Below are 20,245 nucleotides of genomic sequence, written 5' to 3'. Positions count from 1 at the left end.
GAATCCTCCATCACAACTTTTTTAATATAATCATTATAACAGACAGCATTTTAGAATGAAGCGCATCAGTATATGTAAAAAGGGGTAATATGGTAATATTATTCCATTGATATATCATGCACCGGCATAAAAATCGGCATAAAAAAAAGACCTCCTGCCTTAAATAATTAAGAGGTCGGGTGCATTTAGAGGCAGGAGGAATCCAATTAAGGGTAAGGAAAAAATGAACTTACTAGAAGTTGCTAATAAACACCGATAGGGGCTGGCCTGCCATCAGGAAGATAACCAGAACCTTTACCAAAAGTACCGACTTCTCCGTAGCCATCCTTCACAACACTCGCTTCTGCTGTTGGGACATTAACTGCTGAGATTGAGCCCAATAGGATAGTACTCAATACGACAACACTGATAAGTTTCTTCACGCCATCACCACCTCCGTTGTTTATAATTATATTATGCATTATCATTTAATTTATCGCAATATTCACATATGCAAAAATTGTGAACATTTTTCAGAAGAGGGGTCTACCTATGAGATATCACATACGGTTCAAGGAGATTAGACAGCAGAAAGGGTTTACTCATAAAGATCTGGCAGAAGGAATATGCGGCATGACGACCATCTACCGGTTTGAGCGTGGAGATACTGCGATTGCGGCGGAAGTGCTGTATAAATTGTGCCAGCGTCTTGGTGTCGCGATGCAGACGCTGTTTGTCGATGATGATTCCGAGTATGCTCTGATCGACCATTATCTGGACATGCTTCGTGAATATGTCTACTTCAGCCATGAAGACCTTCTCAAGGTCACCTTGCAGGATGCGAAGGAAACGATCAATGATAATCCGGAATTCGATATGCAGTACCGCAACTATGAAAGAGTCTACCGTACGTACACGGCGATCGATCTGCGCAATGATGACCAGTTCGAGGCATCGGAAAAGATTCTGCTCGAACTCATAGCGGAAACGAAAAATGTCAATCGGATCGAGCTTGAAATCATCAATACACTTGGTGACCTCTACCTGATCATGGACCGGTATGAAGATGCGCTTGCCCTCTACCATAGGCACAGGGAGCGCATCATGGACTTCCAGCACGTGAATGATTTCGACCAGTATATGATCATCCAGCTCCATTACGGCTATGCGATATGCCTCTATAATAGTTTTTCGTACGTCCAGGCACTGGATGTATGCTACAGGCTGCTGATCAGAATCCAGGAAAACAACTCCATATACTATCTTGGCAAGACGCATCATCTGATGGCACTCATCCAGATCGCACTCAATGATCCAGAGCCTGCTAAAGAACATATTGCCAAGTGTGAAGCTGCATTTTTCCTGGAAGACCTGGATGAAAGAATGGAATACCACATCCAGATCGCCAGAGACGCAATAGAAGCGCTTGCGCAATGAGTGCGCAGGCGCTTTTATATACTCCGTCTGTATCTCACTGAAATCTGCACTTCCCCCGTGCCTGTCGACCGGACTTTTCTGCCAGCGTATTCAAATCCTCTGGATTCATAAAAAGGCAGTCCATACATATTTCCCTCCTGCACGGATACCCATTGCGACTGGAAGCCTTTCTGGTGGTGGTGCCGGGTCAGCTCATCGAGCAGCATACTGCCGACACCCTGATATCTGTATGCTTCATCCACATAGAACACATGGATCTCAGCAGCATCTGCACCCGCCTTCCCGCCGCCGATTACACCGGCGACACGGCCATCCACTACCGCCACATAGCTGTAGTGGCCCCGGCCGATGTCCTGCTGCACTTTGGATTCTGCATACCAGAAATCAACGATCTGCTGCTGATGGCTTTCTGACAGCCTGCCTTCCACGGTCTGCTGCCATCCGAGCCGGCATATTCTGGCCACATCAGAAGCATCCTCGGGTTTTGGTCTGCGGATGAGCGGCGGCATGGCTCTGTTCATGACTTCATTTTTCATTCCGCTGTTCAGGAATCCGGACTTCCTGATCCATCTCTACATAGTTCACCTTATCAAGTGTTTCAATCTCCTGTGCCTCGACCTCGGTCATTGTAATGACATACACCTTCATCAGTGAATACCGGTGCTTGATATCCTCCTGCTCCAGACCCGACGCCGCAAGATCTTCTTCCGTCAACTCTCCACTGACACCAACAAGATAATCCTTTCTGTCTTCCATACCACTACACCCCACGATAATCAGGAATAGAATACATAGTGCAGACAGCGTCCATTTTTTCATGGCACATCTCTACTTTCCCTCAAGCATTTCGATGATCTCATCCCGGGACAGCTGGGCAATATTGTTTTTCATATTGGCAGGCCGCAGACTTTCTTCAGCAATTTTTGGTATATCCTCCCGGCTGATGCCGAGATCGTCGAATGTCACAGCCAGACCCATCTCACTTTTCAGCTTATTGAAGGCTTTACTCAAAGCTTCGGCATCATCGAACCCGATATCCCTGGCATGCTGTTCGAGTGCCGGATTGGCTTTTGCATTGGCTGCATACCACGCATCCATTGAAAATGCACACGCTTCACCGTGCGGCACATCATAATGGGAGGTCAGATAGTAGCTCATGGCATGGGAACCTGATGTCCCCGTCTGACTGAATGCCATGCCTGCCGTCATGCTTGCCAGTGACAGGTTCTTGCGTGCCTGCCTGTTTGACGGCTCCTGATAGGCGGTCAGCAGATTTTCAAACGCAAGCTTCGATGCACGGATGGCTAGTGCATCGGATATCGGATTGTTCTTGACCGACCCGAGGCAATCGAGCGCGTGACATAGAATATCGATGCCGGAAATGGCAGTGACACTCTGCGGGCATGTCAACGTCAGTTCCGGATCGACAATGGCCGTCTTCGGATACAGTGCCGGTCCGATCAATGGGATTTTAAGTTCGTGGCGCTTGTCACTGATGATGCTTGAAGCCGTCACTTCGGATGCGGAGCCGCTTGTTGAGGGTACCGCAATGATCGGCAGTGCCCGTGTAAAGTCGTCATGGCCGAGCAGGTCTTCGATTTCAATCCCCTGCATGTAGGCTGCCGCTGCGGCTTTTGCGGCGTCCATTGCAGAACCGCCACCGACGGCTACGACTGCGTGGACATTATGTGCATCCATCGCCTCGACAATCGCTGCGACATTTTCCAAAGTCGGATTCGCTTCAATATCGGAAACGATCTCCTTGACGCTTTCCCCAAGCTGGGTCCTTATGAACTCGATGACTCCGTTCTCTATCTGTGAATTGGCAGATACAATGACGACACGGGTATACCCCTGTTCTTTTACAATTTCGTTGATCTGGGAAATGACCCCTTCCCCGAATCTGATTTCAACTGGATGATGAAATGTAAACATCATGCGCCTCCTCCTATACTGTAGTCTCTCTCCATTATATACTAATTTCTTCGCGCAATATAATAGGGCATCTCGATTGAGATGCCCTATTGGTATTTTAAAGTAGACGCTTCATTTCCTCTGCCACATGCTCGACTTCAGTACCGACCACAACATGGACGTTGTTCCTGCCCGGCTTGATGACACCATGGGCGCCTGCTGCTTTGATCTGCTCCTCGTCGATCAGAGCATCGTCATGTACATTCATGCGCAGCCGTGTCGTACAGTAGTCGATCGTGTCAATATTGTCCTTGCCGCCGAGACCGATCAGAATCTGATCGGCTTTTTTGGAGTATCTGTCGTTATGCGCCGACTTGAGGTCTTCCCCTTCTTCCGTTCCAGCCGGCGCCTCTGCTTCAAGCACCGCATCGGAACGGCCTGGCGTCTTGAGGTCGAGTGCGGTGATGATTACTCTGAAGATGACATAGTAGATCACGAAGAACACCACACCCTGTACCATCAGCATATACGGCTGATTCGCAATCGGCACTTGTGTACTCAGTACGAAGTCGATCAGACCCGCACTGAAGCCGAAACCGGCAGTCCATTCGAACAGTGCCGCAATGAACAGGGATATGCCTGTCAGCAGTGCATGGACGACATAGAGCAATGGCGCCAGGAACATGAATGAAAATTCGAGTGGTTCCGTTACACCTGTCAGGAATGCTGTCAATGAAGCAGCCAGAAGAATGGATCCGGCCACCTTCTTATATTCCGTCTTCGCCGTATGGTACATGGCAAGTGCCGCACCCGGCAGGCCGAACATCATGATCGGGAAGAAACCGGCCTGGTAGCGGCCTGTAATGCCCTCTTCCCCTGAACTGTTCCAGAAATTCCCGATGTCATTGATGCCGACAGTATCGAACCAGAAAACCGAGTTCAGTGCATGGTGCAGCCCTGTCGGGATGAGCAGGCGGTTGAAGAACCCGTAGATGCCGGCCCCGATGGCGCCCATGCCGCTGATCCATTCTCCGAAGGTGAACAGTCCGTTGTACATCAATGGCCATACGAAGTATAGAATGCCGCTGATCAGCACCATTACAAATACAGCGATGATCGGCACGGCTCTTCTGCCACTGAAGAAAGCCAGATAGTCCGGCAGCTTCGTGCCACTGAAGCGGTTATAGAGCGCAGCACTGACCAGTCCGGTGATGATGCCGATGAATACATTGTTCTCTATGACGTTGAATGCTTCCCCTACCGCGTCCACTTCGATTCCACGCAGCAGTGCCACTGAATCGGCACTGAGCAGCGTTGTAACAACGAGAAACGAGACGAGTCCGGCGATGGCTGCCGCACCATTCTTATCCTTCGACATGCCAAAAGCGAGACCGACCGCAAACAGGATGGCCAGATGATTCAAAATTGCGTTGCCGGCAGTAATGAACATCGCAGCCACCGAGTTGCCTGCACCCCAGCCTTCATGGTCAAGTGCGTAGCCGATACCAAGGAGCAGGGCAGCAGCTGGCAGGACTGCCACCGGAAGCATGAAAGCACGCCCCATGTTCTGAATATAACGTAGCATGTAAATCCCTCCCTCTTTTTATGTAAGTGCTTACAAATAATATATCACAGGTCATATGGAGAGGTGTATAAGAATTTTACAAGGTATACTATAATGGAATGACTAATGATTATGGAAGGGACGGAAGATGATGCAGCTTCTGATTAGAAATGCAAACCTCGTAACCCATGAGACAACCCTCAAAAACCACTGGCTGATGTGCAGTGATGGCAGTATTGAAGATTTCGGCCCTATGGAAAGCTGTCCTGAAGTCGGCAATGCGCTTGATGCGGAGAATATGTACGTCCTGCCGGGAGCGATTGAAATGCATATCCATGGTGCTGCCGGCGTCGATGCCATGGATGCGGACATGGAGTATCTCGAAAAGATTGCCACGCACCTGCCGAGAACCGGTTCGACCGCGTTTCTCGCTACGACCATGACTGCACCTTTCGCCGATATAGAACGGGCGCTGATCAATCTGGCCGACCACAAATATGATTCCGGTGCGAAACTGCTAGGTGTCCACCTGGAGGGACCTTTCATCTCAAGCAGGCATCCGGGCGCACAGAATCCCGAGCACATCATCATTCCGGATGAGGAAGCACTCCGGCATCTTCAGGATCTATCAGGAAACCGCATCCGCCTGCTGACCTATGCGCCTGAAGAGGATGACGGTGCTTTTCTCGAGGCGCTGCGTGCACTCGATATCATCCCTTCTGCCGGACACACGGACGCGACATATGATACTTTGAAAAATGCGCAGGACAATGGACTATCCCACATCACCCACCTCTACAATGGCATGCGCGGACTGCATCATCGCGAGCCGGGAGTGGTCGGCTTCTCATATCTGGAACAGCCATATGTGGAGGTCATCGCTGATGGCGTCCATTCCAGACCTGAAATGGTGAAGCTCGCCTTTGACACCATCACTCCGGAGCGCCTGATCATGATTACCGATGCGATGCGGGCCCAAGGGCTGCCGGATGGGGAATATGACCTCGGCGGGCAGACGGTCCATGTATCCGGCAATGAGGCCAGACTGTCGGATGGTACACTCGCCGGCAGCGTGCTGACGATGCAGCAGGCTGTGAGCAACATGCGCGATTACACCGGCTGCAGCTGGACCGATATCGTCCGGATGAGCGCATACAACCCCGCTGTCGAACTTGGTCTTACCGATGCCAAGGGAGTCATCAGGCAAGGTGCGGATGCCGACCTGGTCATCTATGATGAAGCATCGAATTTGAAGCATACGATCATCAATGGGGAAAGAGTCTTCTGATTCCACTTCCAGGCTCATCTGCATGTAGCCTCCCCTATGCTAAAGAGTGAAAACAGTTGGATACAAACATGAAATACAATGACTGACCATAAGAAGAAGCCCCTGCAAAGTAGATACTTTGCAGGGGCTTCTAGTCCCGCAGGCTTCTTCTACTCCCACCATTTATCGCGCTTCGCGTGAGTAATCGAGAGAGTGCGTCTTTCTTTTTCCTTATGGGCTCTGCGTCTTTCCTCGAGCTTGATCCGATCGTCACCAAGCGTCCTTATGAACGATATCATCAGCATGGTGAATATGACGATAAGGGGCGCCCCTGCCACAATCGAAGCTGTCTGCAGGAGCCCGAGCGAATCCTCACCGCTGATGAGCATCAGTGAGAACGGCAATACTGACAGTGCGAATGCCCAGAACAGGCGATTCCATCTGTAAGGTTCCCCCTCCACTTCGGACTGCGTTGTGGCAGCAAGGATATACGAACCGGAATCGAATGTTGTCGCCAGGTAGATCAGCGCAGTAATGATGAATAATGCTGTCGTGACTTTGCCGAATGGCAATTGGCCGATGATGGCCATGATTGCCGCCTCGCCACTTTCATTGTTTATGACTTCTGTGACAGAAAACGTACCGGAAAGTTCAAGCCATAACCCATAGTTCCCAAGGATGCCGAAGAAAAGGACACAGCCCAGTGTGCCATAGAGCAATGTACCGAGCACGACCTCCTTCAGTCTGCGCCCCTTTGAAATACGTGCAATAAAGAGTCCGACGAATGGTGCATAGACGAGCCACCATGCCCAGTAGAACACCGTCCAGTCCTGTGGAAACGATGTTGCAGGCACACCATTGTAGCCGCCAAACGGCTCAAGCCACGTGGCCATCCTGAAGAAATCCTTGAGCAGCAGCCCGACACTGGAGACCGTCGTCTCCATGATGAATACCGTCGGTCCAACGATGAAGACGAACCCAAGCAGCAGGAAAGTCAACCAAAGGTTGATGTCACTGAGCACTTTTATTCCACGCTTCAGTCCTGAATAGGCACTGGCCGCAAAGATCACAGTTGCTGTAATCAGTATACCGATCCGAAGTGTGGCTCCCTCACCATCAATGCCGAACAAGGACTCCATGCCTGCCGCAATCATCGGAGTGGCGAGACCCAGCGTCGTTCCTGCCCCACCCAGCAGACCGAAGATGAAAAGAACATCGATCAGTTTGCCGGGCCATCTTCTCGTATATTTTCCAAGCAATGGTTCACAGGCCAAGCTGATTTTCAATATCGGTGTTTTTTTAACGTAGAGGGAATAGGCAATGGGCAAGGCAGGAAGTACATATATCGCCCATGCAATCGGCCCCCAGTGGAAGATGCCATATGCAGAAGCGTAATTGATTGCTTCCTCACTTCCGGGTTCCAAGTGGAAAGGCGGCGCCTGATAGTAGTAGACCCACTCTATGACACCCCAGTACAAAATGCTGGAACCGATGCCTGCACAAAAGAGCATGGCTGCCCAGCTGAATGTGCCGAATTCGGGATCGTCCGACTCCTTCCCAAGTGTCACCTGTCCATATTTTCCGAATGCTATGTAGAGAACAAAGAAGAATACCGCAAGCCCTGTAGCCAGGTAGACGGCTCCGAGTCCGGTAGTCACCCATTCATTCAACTGCAGAATGGTATCGCGGCTCGCTTCCGGAAATGCAATGAGTGGCACAACCACTGATATCAAAATCAACAGTGATACCAGAAAAGTCGGCCAATCCATCAATTGATACTTTTTCATGTCATCACCTCTTGTAATTTTATACTTTCAATTAGACGCACTATGTTAGACTATCATACTGAATAATATAAGCAAGTTGACCAAAAAAAGATGGGCCCGACACCCATCTTCTAATCTCCCATATTATAGCGATACCTTTTGAAACGCACAGTGAAAGGCAGAAACACGCCCAGATAGACCGCCAGCAGCACAGCACTCAGTATGATCGACAGGGAGATCGCAAGTCCCATGATCGGAATGAGCAGAAACACCATCAGCGCGATACCGAATATTGCGATATAGTCATAGATGATCGTCAGAGTCGAAGGTTCAAGATACTCCCTGCAGTGCGGGCATCTGACCCGTGTGCGCGGCTTCAGCGCATAGCCGAGAAGCTTTTCCTTATATGTCCATTCATGGTTACAGTAGGGGCATTTTCCCAATTCCATCACTCCGCTCATTGACTGTAAGATCATTATAATTCAATTTCCCACGTAAACCAAATCCAATAATTGAAAGCGCTTGCAAATAACAGAACATTCGAATAAAATGAAGGCATACTAAACAGGGGGTATGCATAATGGTATTCGACTTTCCAAACAAGCAGGATGCACAATACAAGATCAAGGAGCAGTATGAAAATTACATCGGTGGGGAATGGGTTCCGCCGGTAAATGGAGAGTACTTCGACAACGAGTCGCCCGTCATCGGAAAGGTGGTTTCAAAAGTTCCGCGCTCTACACAGGAAGATATCGACAAGGCAGTGGAAGCCGCCCACAGGGCCCAGGAGTCATGGGGAAAGACCTCCCCGACCGAACGCAGCAATATTCTGCTGAAGATTGCAGACCGGGTGGAACAGAATCTCGAAGAGCTGGCAGTCCTTGAAACATTCGAGAACGGCAAGGCAGTAAGAGAAACATTGAATGCCGACCTGCCGCTCATCGTCGACCACTTCAGGTACTTCGCCGGTGCCATCCGCGCCCAGGAAGGCGGCATCTCGCAGCTTGACGATGATACGGTCGCCTACCATTTCCATGAACCGATTGGCGTTGTCGGCCAGATCATCCCTTGGAACTTCCCGATGCTGATGGCTACATGGAAGCTTGCACCGGCACTTGCGGCCGGCAACTCGGTCGTACTAAAGCCGGCGGAACAGACACCGACGACCATACTGCATCTGATGGAGCTTGTCGGGGATCTGATTCCGAAAGGGGTCGTCAATATCGTCAATGGTTTCGGCTCTGAGGCCGGTCAGGCACTGGCAACACATGACAGGATCAACAAGCTCGCCTTTACGGGGGAAACGACGACAGGCCGCATCATCATGCAGAATGCAAGCCAGAACATCATTCCTGTCACACTTGAGCTCGGTGGAAAATCACCGAACATCTTTGCAAAGGACGTCATGGACCAGGATGACGACTATCTCGACAAGGCAATCGAAGGACTTGTCATGTTTGCACTCAACCAGGGTGAAGTCTGTACATGCCCTTCCCGCGCGCTCATCCATGAGGACATCTTTGATGAATTCATGAAACGTGTCGTCGAACGTGTCGAGAAAATAAAAGTCGGCAACCCGTTCGATGTCAATACGATGATGGGCGCACAGACTTCGAAGGAACAGAAGGAGAAGATCAGCTCCTACCTCGACATCGGCAGAAAAGAAGGCGCTGAAATACTGACAGGCGGAAACGTCAAGAAAGTGGATGGGGATATCGAAGGCGGATACTACTTCGAACCGACCATCTTCAAAGGCGATAATAAGATGAGAATATTCCAGGAAGAGATCTTTGGTCCTGTACTTGCTGTCGCAACCTACAAGGATGATGACGAAGCCATCGCCATTGCCAACGATACACTGTATGGACTTGGAGCGGGTGTATGGACACGCTCACAGAACAAGGCCTACAGATTCGGCCGCGCCATCCAGGCCGGTCGTGTATGGGTGAACACCTACCATGACTACCCTGCCCATGCAGCATTCGGCGGCTACAAGATGAGCGGTATCGGTCGTGAGAACCATCTCATGATGCTCAGTCATTATCAGCAGACCAAAAACCTGCTCATCAGCTATGGCGAATCACCAAAAGGATTCTTCTAGATGGAAACATTGAATGCCGTTGACGCGACAGAAACGGCAAAAGCACTGATCAGGGATCTGAAGAAAGAACACGGAAATCTCATCTTCCATCAGTCCGGCGGCTGCTGCGATGGATCGAGCCCGATGTGCCTGAAGGAAGGCACCATGCTCATCGGCGATGCCGACGTGAAGCTCGGCGAAGTCGAAGGGGTCCCCTTCTACATGCACCACCGGCAGTATGAATACTGGAAGCATACCCGCCTGACATTGGATGTCGTCGAAGGCATCGGGGGCATGTTCAGTGTCGAAGGGCCACGCGGCGTCCGATTCCACATCAGAAGCGAACCCATCAAATAAAAAGACGGTCTGTACAAAAGTACAGACCGTCTTCCGTTCTATTCTTCATCATCAAATTCGTAGTAGTCGCCAAGAATATCCTTTATTCTGATTGCTTCGGTGGACTGGATCAGTTTGATATTCGAAATGACTTTATCGCACCCTTCATTTGCCAGGTGGTTGTTCAATTTCTTGATCAGATTCATCAGCTCGTCAATACTGCCCTCGACCGTCGTTTCCATTGGACCTACAAAGTGGGTCAATCCACTCTCTTCGATAATTTCAATCGCACCACCAACGTGGCTGTAGAGGTCTTTTGCTTCCGGGTGATGAGGAAGTAGCTGCACACTCATAATATAGTTCATTGTAAGCCTCCTCTTTAGAATTATACTTCACTAATATGATACCATTATGAAAAGTGCTTTTAAAGAAACTCGAGCACACGACCTCAAAGGAGCAGTTGAATGAACAGAAATACATTGAAGTGGCTGAATTTCACACTGACCATCATTGCACTATTTGCCATCTATGTCTTCCTTGACGGCATCATCGACCCATCAATGCAGGGACTGCTGATCATCGGTCTCTTGATTGTCGGCATGGTTTCCCTTGTACTCGTCCTGCGCAGGGAAAACGAAAACGGCAAGTAGCCCCACTCATATCGAGAGCCAACCATACTTGATGGTTGGCTCTTTTTCATCCGCTAGCCGAGAATGCGCCACATGTAGAGTGTTGCATAGGCGCCGTTATCACCCCATTCGTCCGTCACTGAACGGATGTATCCAGCACTCGGTTTCTCTTCGAGATTATCGGTTATCCTGATTGCATTTCTGAGACCTGCGTCACCGATCGGCACCGCATTTCTGAACTTCAAAGTCCGCATCAGTACCGAATTGGCACTCCACGGTCCGATACCTTTTATGCTGGTCAGATGATCGAGTACCTCCTGGTAGCCGCCCATACGCTGAAGATGAGCCTTTAAGAGGATGCCGGTTTCGATGCCTTCTGCACAACGATGCAGATATTCGGCTTTCCTGTAGGAAATCTGCATTTCACGCATCGCCTCAACATCCAGTGACAATATCTCCCGGGCCTCAGGCATCAGCCAGTACTTCTCCCCTTCAAATTCGATGTAATGGTTGAAATGTTCGACCAGCCGTCGCTTCAGAATGAAAGCGAATCTCATATTGATCTGCTGGCCGACGATCGACCACGTCAGCGCCTCCATCATATCGAGCGTACATATCATGCGGTAGCCGTACAGCTCCTGGACAACTGCCGCCAGCCGCTTGTCCTTCCGGGCAAAGTCATAGAACGCTGCCATATCATACTCAAGATCCAACCACTCCGCAACATACTGGGCGATATCGGATTCAGCGGCCCCCTCATTCAATAGGATATCCACTTCGACAGCATTCTCCGGCCCTTCCCCGACCTCGAGCAATACCCGCTGACCGTCCAGGGAGACCGCTTTTCTGACATTATTGTTTTCGGTACGATAGAGGCAGTCATCCTGCTGGGCCATGAATTCATAGTTCAAAGCATAGTCGAAAGGTCCCTGCGCCCGGATGATCATTGCCAACTCCTACCTTTGACTGTATCGCCCTGTCTCGGCTCACGCAGTTCCGCAAACTGGATGCGTATTGACCGGGAACTGTATGGATCTCTGCTATCCATCACATGAAAATGGAGATGCGGTGTATCCGATGCACCGCTGTTGCCGCATTGGGCGATTCTTGCGCCTGTCTTGACAGTGTCCCCTTCTGCGACAGTGATTGAATTCTTTCTCAGATGGGCAAGCAGCGAATACTCACCGTAGCCGTGGCTGATGATGATATGATTGCCCTCAGGCACAGTCATATTGGGATACCCCGGCAGATTGTCCTCCACATCATTCACTACTTTGACCACTTCCCCACTCCTTGGTGCCACAACCTCTGAGCCGAACGCATGATAGGCTTCAAGCATTTCCACATCGCCTTCGAATGCTGTGCCACCCGCTTTACGGATGAAGTCATAGGCATACCGCTGGTGGGCATATGGGTAATGGTAGTTCAGGAAGGCATCATTGCCGCCCCACAGCACGAACCATTCTCCCTCGAACGGCAGAGGGTATGTGTTGATCGATGTGCCCCTGTCCGTTGTGAACTTCTCATAATTATCGAACTGGATGCCGATGATTTCACCATTGCTGCTGTAGGCGACTGTGATCATCCTGGTCTCTTCCGTATTCACCCACTGGTACCGTTTTATGCCGGGCTCCAACTGATTCGAGTGCTTCAGATTGAAATCACCCGAATCATGATTGAATTCGCGGGCCGCCTCGACAAACGTGTCGATGCCCATCTGCAGCTTGAAATCCTGCACTGTCTGGTTGTAGATCCTTTCAAAACTGCCTTCTGAAAAGTAGTATCCGAACTCCTCGGGAAACACGCTTTTCTGTGCCATGATTGTGCCCTCCTATGGTTTGATCTGTTCCAGGATCGCCTCCACCTGCATTTCGATTGAAATCAGATCGTTCAGGCGGTAGTCCTCGTAATCCTGCATGATGACATGATCCTCTTGAATTCCCATCACATCGGCAATTTTCCTGGCTACGCCACTGTCCATATCCTTCGTATTTACAAACACATAGTCCGCTTCGTATGCATCCAGATCCGCAATATCCACTTCAAATGGTCCTTCGCGCAGCTTTTCTTCCAATGCCTCATCCATCTGGAAATTCAGTACATCATATACCGCTTCCGTTCCGAATGCGGAATATCTGCCATATGCATAGTATGAACCGGATGCTTCCACCAGCACAAGCGCCTGGCTGTCGATGACCGCCTCGCCCGCTTCACGCTGGAACCTTGTCGTCTCCTCCAGCCACTCATCACCTAGAGCTTCCGCTTCCGCCTGCTTATTCAAAACGACACCCAGATTATGAAGATGCGTCAAATAGAGTTTGTCCCGAAACGGACTGAATGGAGACGCAGTGTAGCTCATCTGCACCGTCGGTGCAATCTCCTCGTACTGGAAAACATATTCATCCGGCGCAAATGTAACGATCAGGTCCGGATCGAGCGCCTTCAAAGCCTCCAGATCACCGTGCTCCAGATAGGTGATACCTTCATCGAGATGTTCTTTTGCAAGCTGTGTACCTTTGACAATATTGCTGACCCCGACCACATTGCCACCCAGAAGGTCCGCGTTGCCGGCGTCAGTCGTCCGGAATAGTACAACCCGATCAGGGTCGGATGGTATATCAATCTCTTCAGTATGTTCGGTCATGATCTGCCGGATCGTGCCGTCTTCTGACACACCGGTCTCCCTGAAGCTGCTGCACGCCGACATGACAAACACGAGCATGACCGCAAGTAATAGTCTTAATTTCATTCATTCATCCTCTTTCTCTGATTCCACTTCATTATACACCAATGATTTTTTCAAAGAAAATGAATGGAAACATAAAAAAAACCGGGCCGCTGCCCGATTTTCATATTTGTATCTATCCAGCCTTCTCGGTCCTGTTCAATGATGCATCGGAATCGAGACGCAGTTGGCGGGACCTGTATTTGTACAGGAAGCTCAGGAATCTGTCGAGCTTCCCATCAGAAACGCTCTTCATGCTGATCTTGATTTCATTGCCGATCCATATATGGATGATGTTCCCCACCATCAGGAGATTTTCAGTACTGATGCCGGAAATATCACTATATTCCACGGGATGGCTCTCAATCCCATCTTCACGCCTGATATTGACAAATACCCTTTGTGTTGTCGTAATGATTGCGCCATAGAAAGAATGGAACCCATCCTTTTCATACTCGATGGTCCCTACAATCTCAGGACCGACGACTTCATCATCACGCAATTCAACGTTATCGAGACTCTTCAACTTTCTATGCATGCAACATACCCCCTTAATGCTTATTACTTTCCTTACCCGCTCCAAAGAAGTAATAAACAATTCCCAATTTTGAGAATACAGCGCCCACCACCATGCCGATGATGGCGCCAAGAGTATTGAGGATGACATCATCCACATTGGAAATCCGCCCGATCGGCAGGAAGTACTGGAGTGCCTCCACTGTGATTGAAAACAGGCAGGCGATGATGGTGGTCAGAAATTCATTTCTGCAAAACAGGTACATGAACAGCCCGAAAGGCACGAACAGCAGCACGTTCATCCCGATGGAATTGATGATGGCGCGGTCTGTCGCATACTCGAATGTATCGAGGATACTGTAGAAAGGCACGAACTGGGTCACTTTTTCAGGGTTCGAACTGGGCAGCAGTGTCAGCAGCAGAATGCCGATGATGGTCATCATCAGTCCGATATGGACGATGAAATCTACTCTTTTTCTCATGCTGTCCATCCGGTACCCTGCCCTCCTGTTGATGAACAGTGTGGCAATGACGACGACGATGAACAGGATGATGAATACCGGAATGACCGGCTGGAACGCTTCATATAATTGACGCATTGATTATTCCTCTTAACTTTATCCAAATTGTTGTTCTGTAAAAATGCGGTACATCGTGTGGTTCTCGATCAGTTCCCGATGTGTTCCTTCTCCTGTGATGTAGCCATTATCGAGAAAGAAGATGCGATCCGAATTGATGATGGTGGACAGTCTGTGTGCAATGACAAGCACCGTCCGACCCTGCATCAGATCATCAAGTGCCTCCTGGACGAACTTTTCCGACCGCGAGTCGAGGCTTGCGGTTGCTTCATCCAGCATGAGCAGCTTAGGATCTTTCAGAAATGCCCGGGCGATGCCGATGCGCTGGCGCTGGCCGCCGGACAGCTTGATGCCCCGTTCCCCGACTTCCGTATCCAGGCCCTGGTCAAGCATCTCGATGAACTCGTGGGAGTAGGAGCGCCTGACGGCGAGCTCGACATCCGCCTCTGTATATTCATGGCTTTCCAGCCCATAGGTGATATTATCGCGGATTGTACCCGAAATGATGGCACTTTCCTGTGCCACATAGCCGATCTGGCGCCGTAGCGTATTCAATGGAATGTCCCTTATATCCGTGCCATCCACAGTTATGCTGCCGGCGTCCACATCATAATACCTTTCGATCAGTGCAAAGATCGTTGATTTGCCGCTGCCGCTCGGGCCGACAAATGCAACCTTCTGATTGCTGTTTGCTGTCAGGCTGATCTGGTGGAGAATCTCCTTGTCCGGATCATAGCCGAATGAGACGTTGTCGAACGCGAGTATTTTGAAATCGAGTGAGGTTTCGAGTGTATTATCTTGAGCACCCTCCTCCTCCTTGCCGAGTATCCCGATGATCCGTTCCGTCGCCCCGAGCGCCTTGTTGTACTCGGTGAAGAACATGGCGAACATCGTCATCGGCATGATAATCTGGAACAGGTAGAGCAGGAACGCCACCATGGTGCCCATGCTGAGCGTCCCTTCAGAAACTCTGAGCCCGCCGTAGCCGATGATCAATATGATGACGAACATCATGACCGTACCCATGATCGGTGACAGGAAGGCGTTGATTGTCGCCTCCTTCATACCATAGCCGTAGAGAGATCTGATGCCGGTGCGCCCTCTTTTTCGTTCGTACGCTTCTCCATTGAACGATTTGACAAGACGCATTTCACTGAGCGTCTCCTGTATGACACCTGTGAATGCAGCCGTCTCGTCCTGCAGCGCACGGGAAATCCGACTCATCTTCCTGCCAAGCGGCATGATGATGACAAGCGACACCGGTACTGCGATGAACATGATCAGTGACATCCGCCAGTCAAGGATGAACAGTATGATTACCGCCCCGATGACCGAGATGATACCGCTGATCAGCTGCGGGAAGTGGCTCGTGATCAGATCCTTGATGATGGCCGTATCATTGACGACCCGGCTGACAGACTCGCCGCTTTTCGTCTGATCAAAATAGCGGATCGGCAGCTTCAGAAACTTGTCCCATACCCGCTCCCTGAGCCTTAGGATGATGGTCTGTCCAATCCGTGCCAGAATATAATAGGCCACTCCGTCGAGAGCGGCACTCAGTACGAAAACTGCAATGATCAGCGCAATCAGTCCGGTCGAGAACAGTTCGGTATCATAGCCATCTATGAAACTCTGTGTCAGAAGCGGCACAATAAGAGAACCGATTGTGCCGATCAGTGTCAGGAATATTCCTGCCGCGAACAATCCCTTGTTCAGTCTTGTCTGCCTGATCAGTTCTAGAAAATCTTTCAGGCTGGTCTTGTTATCCATATCCATACCATCCATTCATTTATCGTGCTATTTCGTCCAGTATATATTATTCCCCTTCATTGCTCTATGGTAAAATATCTTTAGATTGATAAAGGAGGATAAACATGACACTGGAAATAAGAAATCTATCCAAAAGCTTCAACGGGCAGACGGCAGTGGACCACATCGATCTGACTGTGCCCGCAGGCAGCATGTACGGTTTTCTCGGCGGCAACGGCGCCGGCAAGACAACGACATTCCGCATGATTCTTGGACTGCTTCAGCCGTCTGAAGGTACAATCACCTATAACGGCAATAAGATCGACTATAGTGTGACGAACGACATCGGCTACCTGCCCGAGGAGCGTGGTCTGCATCCGAAACTGAAAGTCGAAGAGCAGATCCGCTATCTCGGCCAGCTGAAGGGCATGTCGAAAAAGGAAGTCGATACGAAACTCGATGAATGGCTCGAACGCTTCGGTGTACCCGAGAACCGCAGCAAACGGATAGAAAAACTATCAAAGGGAAATCAGCAGAAAATCCAGTTGATTGCATCCATCATCCATGATCCGAAACTGATCATACTTGATGAACCGTTCAGCGGGCTGGACCCGGTCAACGTCGAAATTCTGAAAACCGCCGTCAAGGACCTGAACCGCCAGGGCGCAACCATCATCTTCAGTACCCACCGCATGGAACATGTGGAGGAGCTGTGCGAATCACTCTGCATCCTGAACAAGGGCAAGCAGGTGATCAGCGGAAACATCGATGAGATCAAGAGCGACTTCGGCCAGAAGGAGATCATCATCGAAGGCGATCATGATGTCGAATTCCTGCGCGATATGCCAGGTGTAATTGATATGAAGCAGATCAGAAAGAAAAGCATACTTAAAATTGAAAATGAATCGTACGCTGAGCCGATCTACAACGAAATCATCAAACTCGGCTACTTCAAGCGGTTCCAGGTCAATGAACCGTCCATAAACGATATTTTCATTTCGAAGGTGGGACATGAGCTATGAGTAAATTTCTCGCTACTTTTTCACAGACATACCTGTCCAAAGTCCGTGCCAAATCGTTCATGATCAGTACCCTCATCATTGTACTGCTCATATTCATCGGAGCCAACTTCGATAAGATCATCGGCATCTTCGATTCATCGGAAGAACTGACAACGATTAAAGTTGAAGGCAATGAAGCCGTAGCGGCCCAGTTCGAAACAGTCTTCAATGCCCTTGAAACCGACATCTCAGTCTCGGAGAATGATGGGGAGCTGGGTGAAGGCGAAGCACTGCTGACCATCGAAGAAACAGAACCGATGACCTTTACAATCGAAGCCGACCAGGAAATACCTGGCGATCAGATGAGTGATATCGAAATGGCACTTGGTGAAGTGCAGCGTAGTGCGACCATACAGTCATTGAACCTGTCTCCGGAAGAAGCACAAAGACTGAACGCCACCCCTGATATTACATACGATATCGCTTCAGCTGCTGGAGATCCGGAAGAAGAGGAAGCCACTGCTTCTGAAGGCGATGGGATGCCGGATATAAATATACTCAACATGGTCGTCTTCTATGTGACCGTCATCGTCATGTTCTTCATCATCATCAACTACGCCAGCCAGATTGGAACAGAAGTCGCCATGGAGAAGACATCAAGAGTCATCGAAATGATCGTCTCCAGCGTACCGCCAGTGACCCATCTGCTCGCCAAGATCACAGCCATGATCTCCGTCAGTCTGACACAGCTCGCCATATTCCTGATTGCCATATTCGCTGCGATTCAGCTGTTCGATTTCAGCGACCTCATTTCGGAATTCGGGCTCGAAGCAAATGACCAGACAGCCACGATGATTGTCTATTCCTTCATCTATCTGATCCTGGGGCTTATACTCTACTTGTCCATCTCTGCAATGCTCGGTTCGTTCATCAGCAGAATGGAAGACCTGCAGCAGGCACTGCTGCCCGTCACCATGTTCTCGCTGATCGGGTTCTATATTGCCATCTTCAATCTATGGGGCAGTGCCGATAACCTGCTTGTCAGAATATCAAGCTACTTTCCGCTCTTCACTCCATTCGTCATGCCCCTTCGGGCGATGAATGAAGAGACAGGGCAGATGCCCCTGCTGATCGGCGTCGCCATACTTCTCGTGTCGATTGCGCTGGCTATATGGCTTGCCGCAAGCGTCTATAGAAACAGCGTACTGTCGACAAGCAATGGCATATTCAAAAACTTGAAACGTGTCAGAAAAGAATAAGAAAAGTGCAGCCGGCCGGCTGCACTTTTTCTATTCCAATGCCTCATCATCTGCAATGATCGTCACATCGGGATGTGTCTGCAGTATGGTTGCCGGCAGTTCCTCCGACACTTCGCAGTCGATCATGCATTCGAGTGCTTCTTCCTTTTCGTCTCCTGAGACAAGCAGGAGTATGGATTTTGCGTTCATGATGGTGTGGAGTCCCATTGTAAGGGCCTGTCTCGGCACTTCGTCGACCGTATCGAAAAATCTGGCATTGTCGTTCACCGTACTTTCTGCCAGATTGACGACATGGGTTCTGGAGTCGAAGGAGGTACCGGGTTCATTGAAGCCGATATGGCCGTTTCTGCCGATGCCGAGAATCTGCAGGTCGACACCGCCAAGCTCCTCGATCAGCAGTTCATAGCGTTCGACTTCCACTTCGAGGTCCGGAGCTTTGCCATCGGGCAGAAAAGTATGGTCGGCCGGAATATCGACCTTGCTGAAAAACATGGTTTCCATATAATGATGGTAGCTTTGTGGATGACCCTCTGACAGACCGACATATTCGTCCAGATTGACGGTATACACATGGGAGAGGTCGACTTTATCCCGATTCAGCATCTCCGCGAGATGATCGTACATCGCCTCCGGTGTTGATCCTGTTGCGAGTCCGAGCACAAGGCGCTCGGAGTTGACGATTCTATCAAACACGATACGTGCCGCCAGCAAGCTCATTGCATCATAATCCTCTACACGCCTGAGTTCCATGATCATCCTCCTATGAATTCAAGATACTATATATTACCCAAAATGATGCCGACTGCCTTGTTGATGTCATCCTGCGACCAGCTTGGCACACCAATTTCCGCCCCGATTTCGTGATGGGCAGGTACATGGATGAAACCGGCCGGGATATCGATGTCTTTCTGCCTCAATATGTTGAGGGTGGTGTACATCAGATTGTTGCACAGGTATGTTCCGGCAGTGTTCGAAATGTCAGCAGGCACGTTATTTGTCTTCAACGCCTTCTCGAGACGCTTGATCGGCAAAGTGGAAAACAGACCATCCGGTCCCGCTTCGTCGATCTTTTCACCATCCGGGTTGAATCCCGCATTGTCCGTCCGGCCGTCGATGCAGTTGATGGCGATGCGTTCGATATGCACCGTATGCCTGCCACCTGCAAGACCCAGATTGACTACGGCATCGGGCTTTACCTCCTCGATATCGTCGGCAATCAGGCCGTTGATCTGATCGAATACAACCGGGTAGATCCGCCCCACTATTTTGTAGTCTCCGATGACATCTCCATCAAACTTTTTCACGACTGTGCCGGTCGGGTTCTCATTGAACTGCAGAAACGGTTCAAATCCCGTCAGAAGCAATGTCTTCATGCTCTCATCCTTTCGTGTACCTCATATCCATTCCACTATACCAGAATATGATAAAAGCTCCCATCTTTACGA

23 protein-coding genes are annotated in these 20,245 nt (G+C 49.9%); 7 read left to right on the top strand and 16 right to left on the bottom strand.

Annotated elements, in window-relative coordinates; genetic code table 11:
* Nucleotides 1-242: 242 nt before the first annotated feature.
* Nucleotides 243-422 carry a hypothetical protein gene (locus J4760_RS12450; RefSeq protein WP_237605932.1) on the bottom strand — a complete coding sequence of 60 codons (180 nt, stop codon included), beginning with the start codon at nt 420-422 and terminating at the stop codon, nt 243-245.
* Between the two features lie 109 nt (nt 423-531).
* Between J4760_RS12450 and J4760_RS12445 the strand changes: the two genes are divergently transcribed.
* Nucleotides 532-1,416: a helix-turn-helix domain-containing protein gene (locus J4760_RS12445; RefSeq protein ID WP_237605931.1), complete on the top strand. Its 885-nt coding sequence runs from the start codon at nt 532-534 to the stop codon at nt 1,414-1,416.
* A gap of 14 nt (nt 1,417-1,430) precedes the next feature.
* On the opposite strand, the gene J4760_RS12440 is transcribed toward J4760_RS12445, so the two are convergent.
* From J4760_RS12440 to nagE, 4 genes are all read right to left on the bottom strand, one after another.
* On the bottom strand, nt 1,431-1,952 hold the full coding sequence (locus tag J4760_RS12440) for a GNAT family N-acetyltransferase (protein ID WP_237605930.1): 522 nt from the start codon (nt 1,950-1,952) through the stop codon (nt 1,431-1,433).
* Nucleotides 1,942-2,172, bottom strand: coding sequence for a protease inhibitor I9 family protein (locus J4760_RS12435; RefSeq protein WP_186365512.1), 231 nt, complete (start codon nt 2,170-2,172; stop codon nt 1,942-1,944). Before J4760_RS12435 ends, J4760_RS12440 begins: the two co-directional genes overlap by 11 nt.
* Before the next feature lie 72 nt (nt 2,173-2,244).
* The gene (locus tag J4760_RS12430) at nt 2,245-3,354 is read right to left on the bottom strand and encodes an iron-containing alcohol dehydrogenase (RefSeq protein ID WP_237605929.1); all 1,110 of its coding nucleotides are present in this window, start codon (nt 3,352-3,354) and stop codon (nt 2,245-2,247) included.
* A gap of 94 nt (nt 3,355-3,448) precedes the next feature.
* A complete protein-coding gene (gene nagE / locus J4760_RS12425; RefSeq protein WP_145288529.1) occupies nt 3,449-4,915 on the bottom strand; it encodes an N-acetylglucosamine-specific PTS transporter subunit IIBC in 1,467 nt (488 codons plus the stop codon).
* Between the two features lie 130 nt (nt 4,916-5,045).
* On the opposite strand from nagE, the gene nagA reads away from it, so the two are divergent.
* On the top strand, nt 5,046-6,182 hold the full coding sequence (gene nagA / locus J4760_RS12420) for an N-acetylglucosamine-6-phosphate deacetylase (protein WP_145288532.1): 1,137 nt from the start codon (nt 5,046-5,048) through the stop codon (nt 6,180-6,182).
* Nucleotides 6,183-6,331: 149 nt separating this feature from the next.
* Here the strand turns inward: nagA and J4760_RS12415 are convergent, their stop codons facing one another.
* Nucleotides 6,332-7,948, bottom strand: a complete 1,617-nt coding sequence (locus J4760_RS12415; protein ID WP_237605928.1) for a BCCT family transporter — start codon at nt 7,946-7,948, stop codon at nt 6,332-6,334.
* A gap of 110 nt (nt 7,949-8,058) precedes the next feature.
* Entirely contained in the window at nt 8,059-8,376 is a 318-nt protein-coding gene (locus J4760_RS12410) for a TIGR04104 family putative zinc finger protein (RefSeq protein ID WP_237605927.1), read from the bottom strand.
* A 131-nt stretch (nt 8,377-8,507) separates the two neighbouring features.
* Here J4760_RS12410 and exaC point away from each other — a divergent pair, with 131 nt between their 5' ends.
* Nucleotides 8,508-10,028 (top strand): acetaldehyde dehydrogenase ExaC, encoded by a 1,521-nt coding sequence (gene exaC, locus J4760_RS12405; protein WP_237605926.1) that lies wholly within the window; start codon nt 8,508-8,510, stop codon nt 10,026-10,028.
* Entirely contained in the window at nt 10,029-10,364 is a 336-nt protein-coding gene (locus J4760_RS12400; protein WP_237605925.1) for a DUF779 domain-containing protein, read from the top strand.
* Nucleotides 10,365-10,402: 38 nt separating this feature from the next.
* On the opposite strand, the gene J4760_RS12395 is transcribed toward J4760_RS12400, so the two are convergent.
* Nucleotides 10,403-10,708 (bottom strand): thiamine-binding protein, encoded by a 306-nt coding sequence (locus tag J4760_RS12395; RefSeq protein ID WP_145288543.1) that lies wholly within the window; start codon nt 10,706-10,708, stop codon nt 10,403-10,405.
* Nucleotides 10,709-10,807: 99 nt separating this feature from the next.
* Here J4760_RS12395 and J4760_RS12390 point away from each other — a divergent pair, with 99 nt between their 5' ends.
* A complete protein-coding gene (locus J4760_RS12390; protein ID WP_145288546.1) occupies nt 10,808-10,993 on the top strand; it encodes a hypothetical protein in 186 nt (61 codons plus the stop codon).
* Between the two features lie 53 nt (nt 10,994-11,046).
* On the opposite strand, the gene J4760_RS12385 is transcribed toward J4760_RS12390, so the two are convergent.
* From J4760_RS12385 to J4760_RS12360, 6 genes are all read right to left on the bottom strand, one after another.
* Nucleotides 11,047-11,919, bottom strand: coding sequence for a DNA-3-methyladenine glycosylase family protein (locus J4760_RS12385; RefSeq protein WP_237605924.1), 873 nt, complete (start codon nt 11,917-11,919; stop codon nt 11,047-11,049).
* Entirely contained in the window at nt 11,916-12,791 is an 876-nt protein-coding gene (locus J4760_RS12380) for a peptidoglycan DD-metalloendopeptidase family protein (protein WP_237605923.1), read from the bottom strand. Before J4760_RS12380 ends, J4760_RS12385 begins: the two co-directional genes overlap by 4 nt.
* Before the next feature lie 12 nt (nt 12,792-12,803).
* On the bottom strand, nt 12,804-13,721 hold the full coding sequence (locus J4760_RS12375) for an ABC transporter substrate-binding protein (protein WP_145288554.1): 918 nt from the start codon (nt 13,719-13,721) through the stop codon (nt 12,804-12,806).
* A gap of 112 nt (nt 13,722-13,833) precedes the next feature.
* On the bottom strand, nt 13,834-14,235 hold the full coding sequence (locus J4760_RS12370; protein ID WP_237605922.1) for a PH domain-containing protein: 402 nt from the start codon (nt 14,233-14,235) through the stop codon (nt 13,834-13,836).
* Nucleotides 14,236-14,248: 13 nt separating this feature from the next.
* Nucleotides 14,249-14,812 (bottom strand): VanZ family protein, encoded by a 564-nt coding sequence (locus J4760_RS12365; RefSeq protein WP_145288560.1) that lies wholly within the window; start codon nt 14,810-14,812, stop codon nt 14,249-14,251.
* Nucleotides 14,813-14,830: 18 nt separating this feature from the next.
* Nucleotides 14,831-16,561, bottom strand: coding sequence for an ABC transporter ATP-binding protein (locus J4760_RS12360; RefSeq protein ID WP_145288563.1), 1,731 nt, complete (start codon nt 16,559-16,561; stop codon nt 14,831-14,833).
* 104 nt (nt 16,562-16,665) lie between these two features.
* Here J4760_RS12360 and J4760_RS12355 point away from each other — a divergent pair, with 104 nt between their 5' ends.
* The gene (locus J4760_RS12355; RefSeq protein WP_145288566.1) at nt 16,666-17,562 is read left to right on the top strand and encodes an ABC transporter ATP-binding protein; all 897 of its coding nucleotides are present in this window, start codon (nt 16,666-16,668) and stop codon (nt 17,560-17,562) included.
* Nucleotides 17,559-18,800 carry an ABC transporter permease gene (locus J4760_RS12350; RefSeq protein WP_145288568.1) on the top strand — a complete coding sequence of 414 codons (1,242 nt, stop codon included), beginning with the start codon at nt 17,559-17,561 and terminating at the stop codon, nt 18,798-18,800. The genes J4760_RS12355 and J4760_RS12350 overlap by 4 nt, the downstream gene beginning before the upstream one ends.
* Nucleotides 18,801-18,830: 30 nt before the next feature.
* On the opposite strand, the gene nagB is transcribed toward J4760_RS12350, so the two are convergent.
* Nucleotides 18,831-19,550, bottom strand: coding sequence for a glucosamine-6-phosphate deaminase (nagB, locus tag J4760_RS12345; protein WP_237605921.1), 720 nt, complete (start codon nt 19,548-19,550; stop codon nt 18,831-18,833).
* Nucleotides 19,551-19,576: 26 nt separating this feature from the next.
* Nucleotides 19,577-20,173: a pyroglutamyl-peptidase I gene (locus J4760_RS12340; RefSeq protein ID WP_237605920.1), complete on the bottom strand. Its 597-nt coding sequence runs from the start codon at nt 20,171-20,173 to the stop codon at nt 19,577-19,579.
* Between the last annotated feature and the right edge of the window lie 72 nt (nt 20,174-20,245).

The sequence above is a fragment of the Salinicoccus sp. ID82-1 genome, from assembly GCF_021991715.1.
Taxonomy (GTDB): domain Bacteria; phylum Bacillota; class Bacilli; order Staphylococcales; family Salinicoccaceae; genus Salinicoccus; species Salinicoccus cyprini.
This window is presented reverse-complemented; position numbering and strand designations above follow the sequence as displayed.

Excerpts from the sequence above, each read along its gene's own strand:
- J4760_RS12410 (WP_237605927.1), bottom strand. The coding sequence starts at position 8,376 with ATGGAATTGGGAAAATGCCCCTACTGTAACCATGAATGGACATATAAG.
- J4760_RS12430 (WP_237605929.1), bottom strand. The coding sequence starts at position 3,354 with ATGATGTTTACATTTCATCATCCAGTTGAAATCAGATTCGGGGAAGGG.
- J4760_RS12415 (WP_237605928.1), bottom strand. The coding sequence starts at position 7,948 with ATGAAAAAGTATCAATTGATGGATTGGCCGACTTTTCTGGTATCACTG.
- J4760_RS12360 (WP_145288563.1), bottom strand. The coding sequence starts at position 16,561 with ATGGATAACAAGACCAGCCTGAAAGATTTTCTAGAACTGATCAGGCAG.
- nagE (WP_145288529.1), bottom strand. The coding sequence starts at position 4,915 with ATGCTACGTTATATTCAGAACATGGGGCGTGCTTTCATGCTTCCGGTG.
- J4760_RS12350 (WP_145288568.1), top strand. The coding sequence starts at position 17,559 with ATGAGTAAATTTCTCGCTACTTTTTCACAGACATACCTGTCCAAAGTC.
- J4760_RS12390 (WP_145288546.1), top strand. The coding sequence starts at position 10,808 with ATGAACAGAAATACATTGAAGTGGCTGAATTTCACACTGACCATCATT.
- J4760_RS12380 (WP_237605923.1), bottom strand. The coding sequence starts at position 12,791 with ATGGCACAGAAAAGCGTGTTTCCCGAGGAGTTCGGATACTACTTTTCA.
- J4760_RS12355 (WP_145288566.1), top strand. The coding sequence starts at position 16,666 with ATGACACTGGAAATAAGAAATCTATCCAAAAGCTTCAACGGGCAGACG.
- J4760_RS12435 (WP_186365512.1), bottom strand. The coding sequence starts at position 2,172 with ATGGAAGACAGAAAGGATTATCTTGTTGGTGTCAGTGGAGAGTTGACG.
- J4760_RS12370 (WP_237605922.1), bottom strand. The coding sequence starts at position 14,235 with ATGCATAGAAAGTTGAAGAGTCTCGATAACGTTGAATTGCGTGATGAT.
- J4760_RS12340 (WP_237605920.1), bottom strand. The coding sequence starts at position 20,173 with ATGAAGACATTGCTTCTGACGGGATTTGAACCGTTTCTGCAGTTCAAT.
- nagB (WP_237605921.1), bottom strand. The coding sequence starts at position 19,550 with ATGGAACTCAGGCGTGTAGAGGATTATGATGCAATGAGCTTGCTGGCG.
- nagA (WP_145288532.1), top strand. The coding sequence starts at position 5,046 with ATGCAGCTTCTGATTAGAAATGCAAACCTCGTAACCCATGAGACAACC.
- J4760_RS12445 (WP_237605931.1), top strand. The coding sequence starts at position 532 with ATGAGATATCACATACGGTTCAAGGAGATTAGACAGCAGAAAGGGTTT.
- J4760_RS12385 (WP_237605924.1), bottom strand. The coding sequence starts at position 11,919 with ATGATCATCCGGGCGCAGGGACCTTTCGACTATGCTTTGAACTATGAA.
- J4760_RS12395 (WP_145288543.1), bottom strand. The coding sequence starts at position 10,708 with ATGAACTATATTATGAGTGTGCAGCTACTTCCTCATCACCCGGAAGCA.
- J4760_RS12440 (WP_237605930.1), bottom strand. The coding sequence starts at position 1,952 with ATGAAAAATGAAGTCATGAACAGAGCCATGCCGCCGCTCATCCGCAGA.
- exaC (WP_237605926.1), top strand. The coding sequence starts at position 8,508 with ATGGTATTCGACTTTCCAAACAAGCAGGATGCACAATACAAGATCAAG.
- J4760_RS12400 (WP_237605925.1), top strand. The coding sequence starts at position 10,029 with ATGGAAACATTGAATGCCGTTGACGCGACAGAAACGGCAAAAGCACTG.
- J4760_RS12365 (WP_145288560.1), bottom strand. The coding sequence starts at position 14,812 with ATGCGTCAATTATATGAAGCGTTCCAGCCGGTCATTCCGGTATTCATC.
- J4760_RS12375 (WP_145288554.1), bottom strand. The coding sequence starts at position 13,721 with ATGAAATTAAGACTATTACTTGCGGTCATGCTCGTGTTTGTCATGTCG.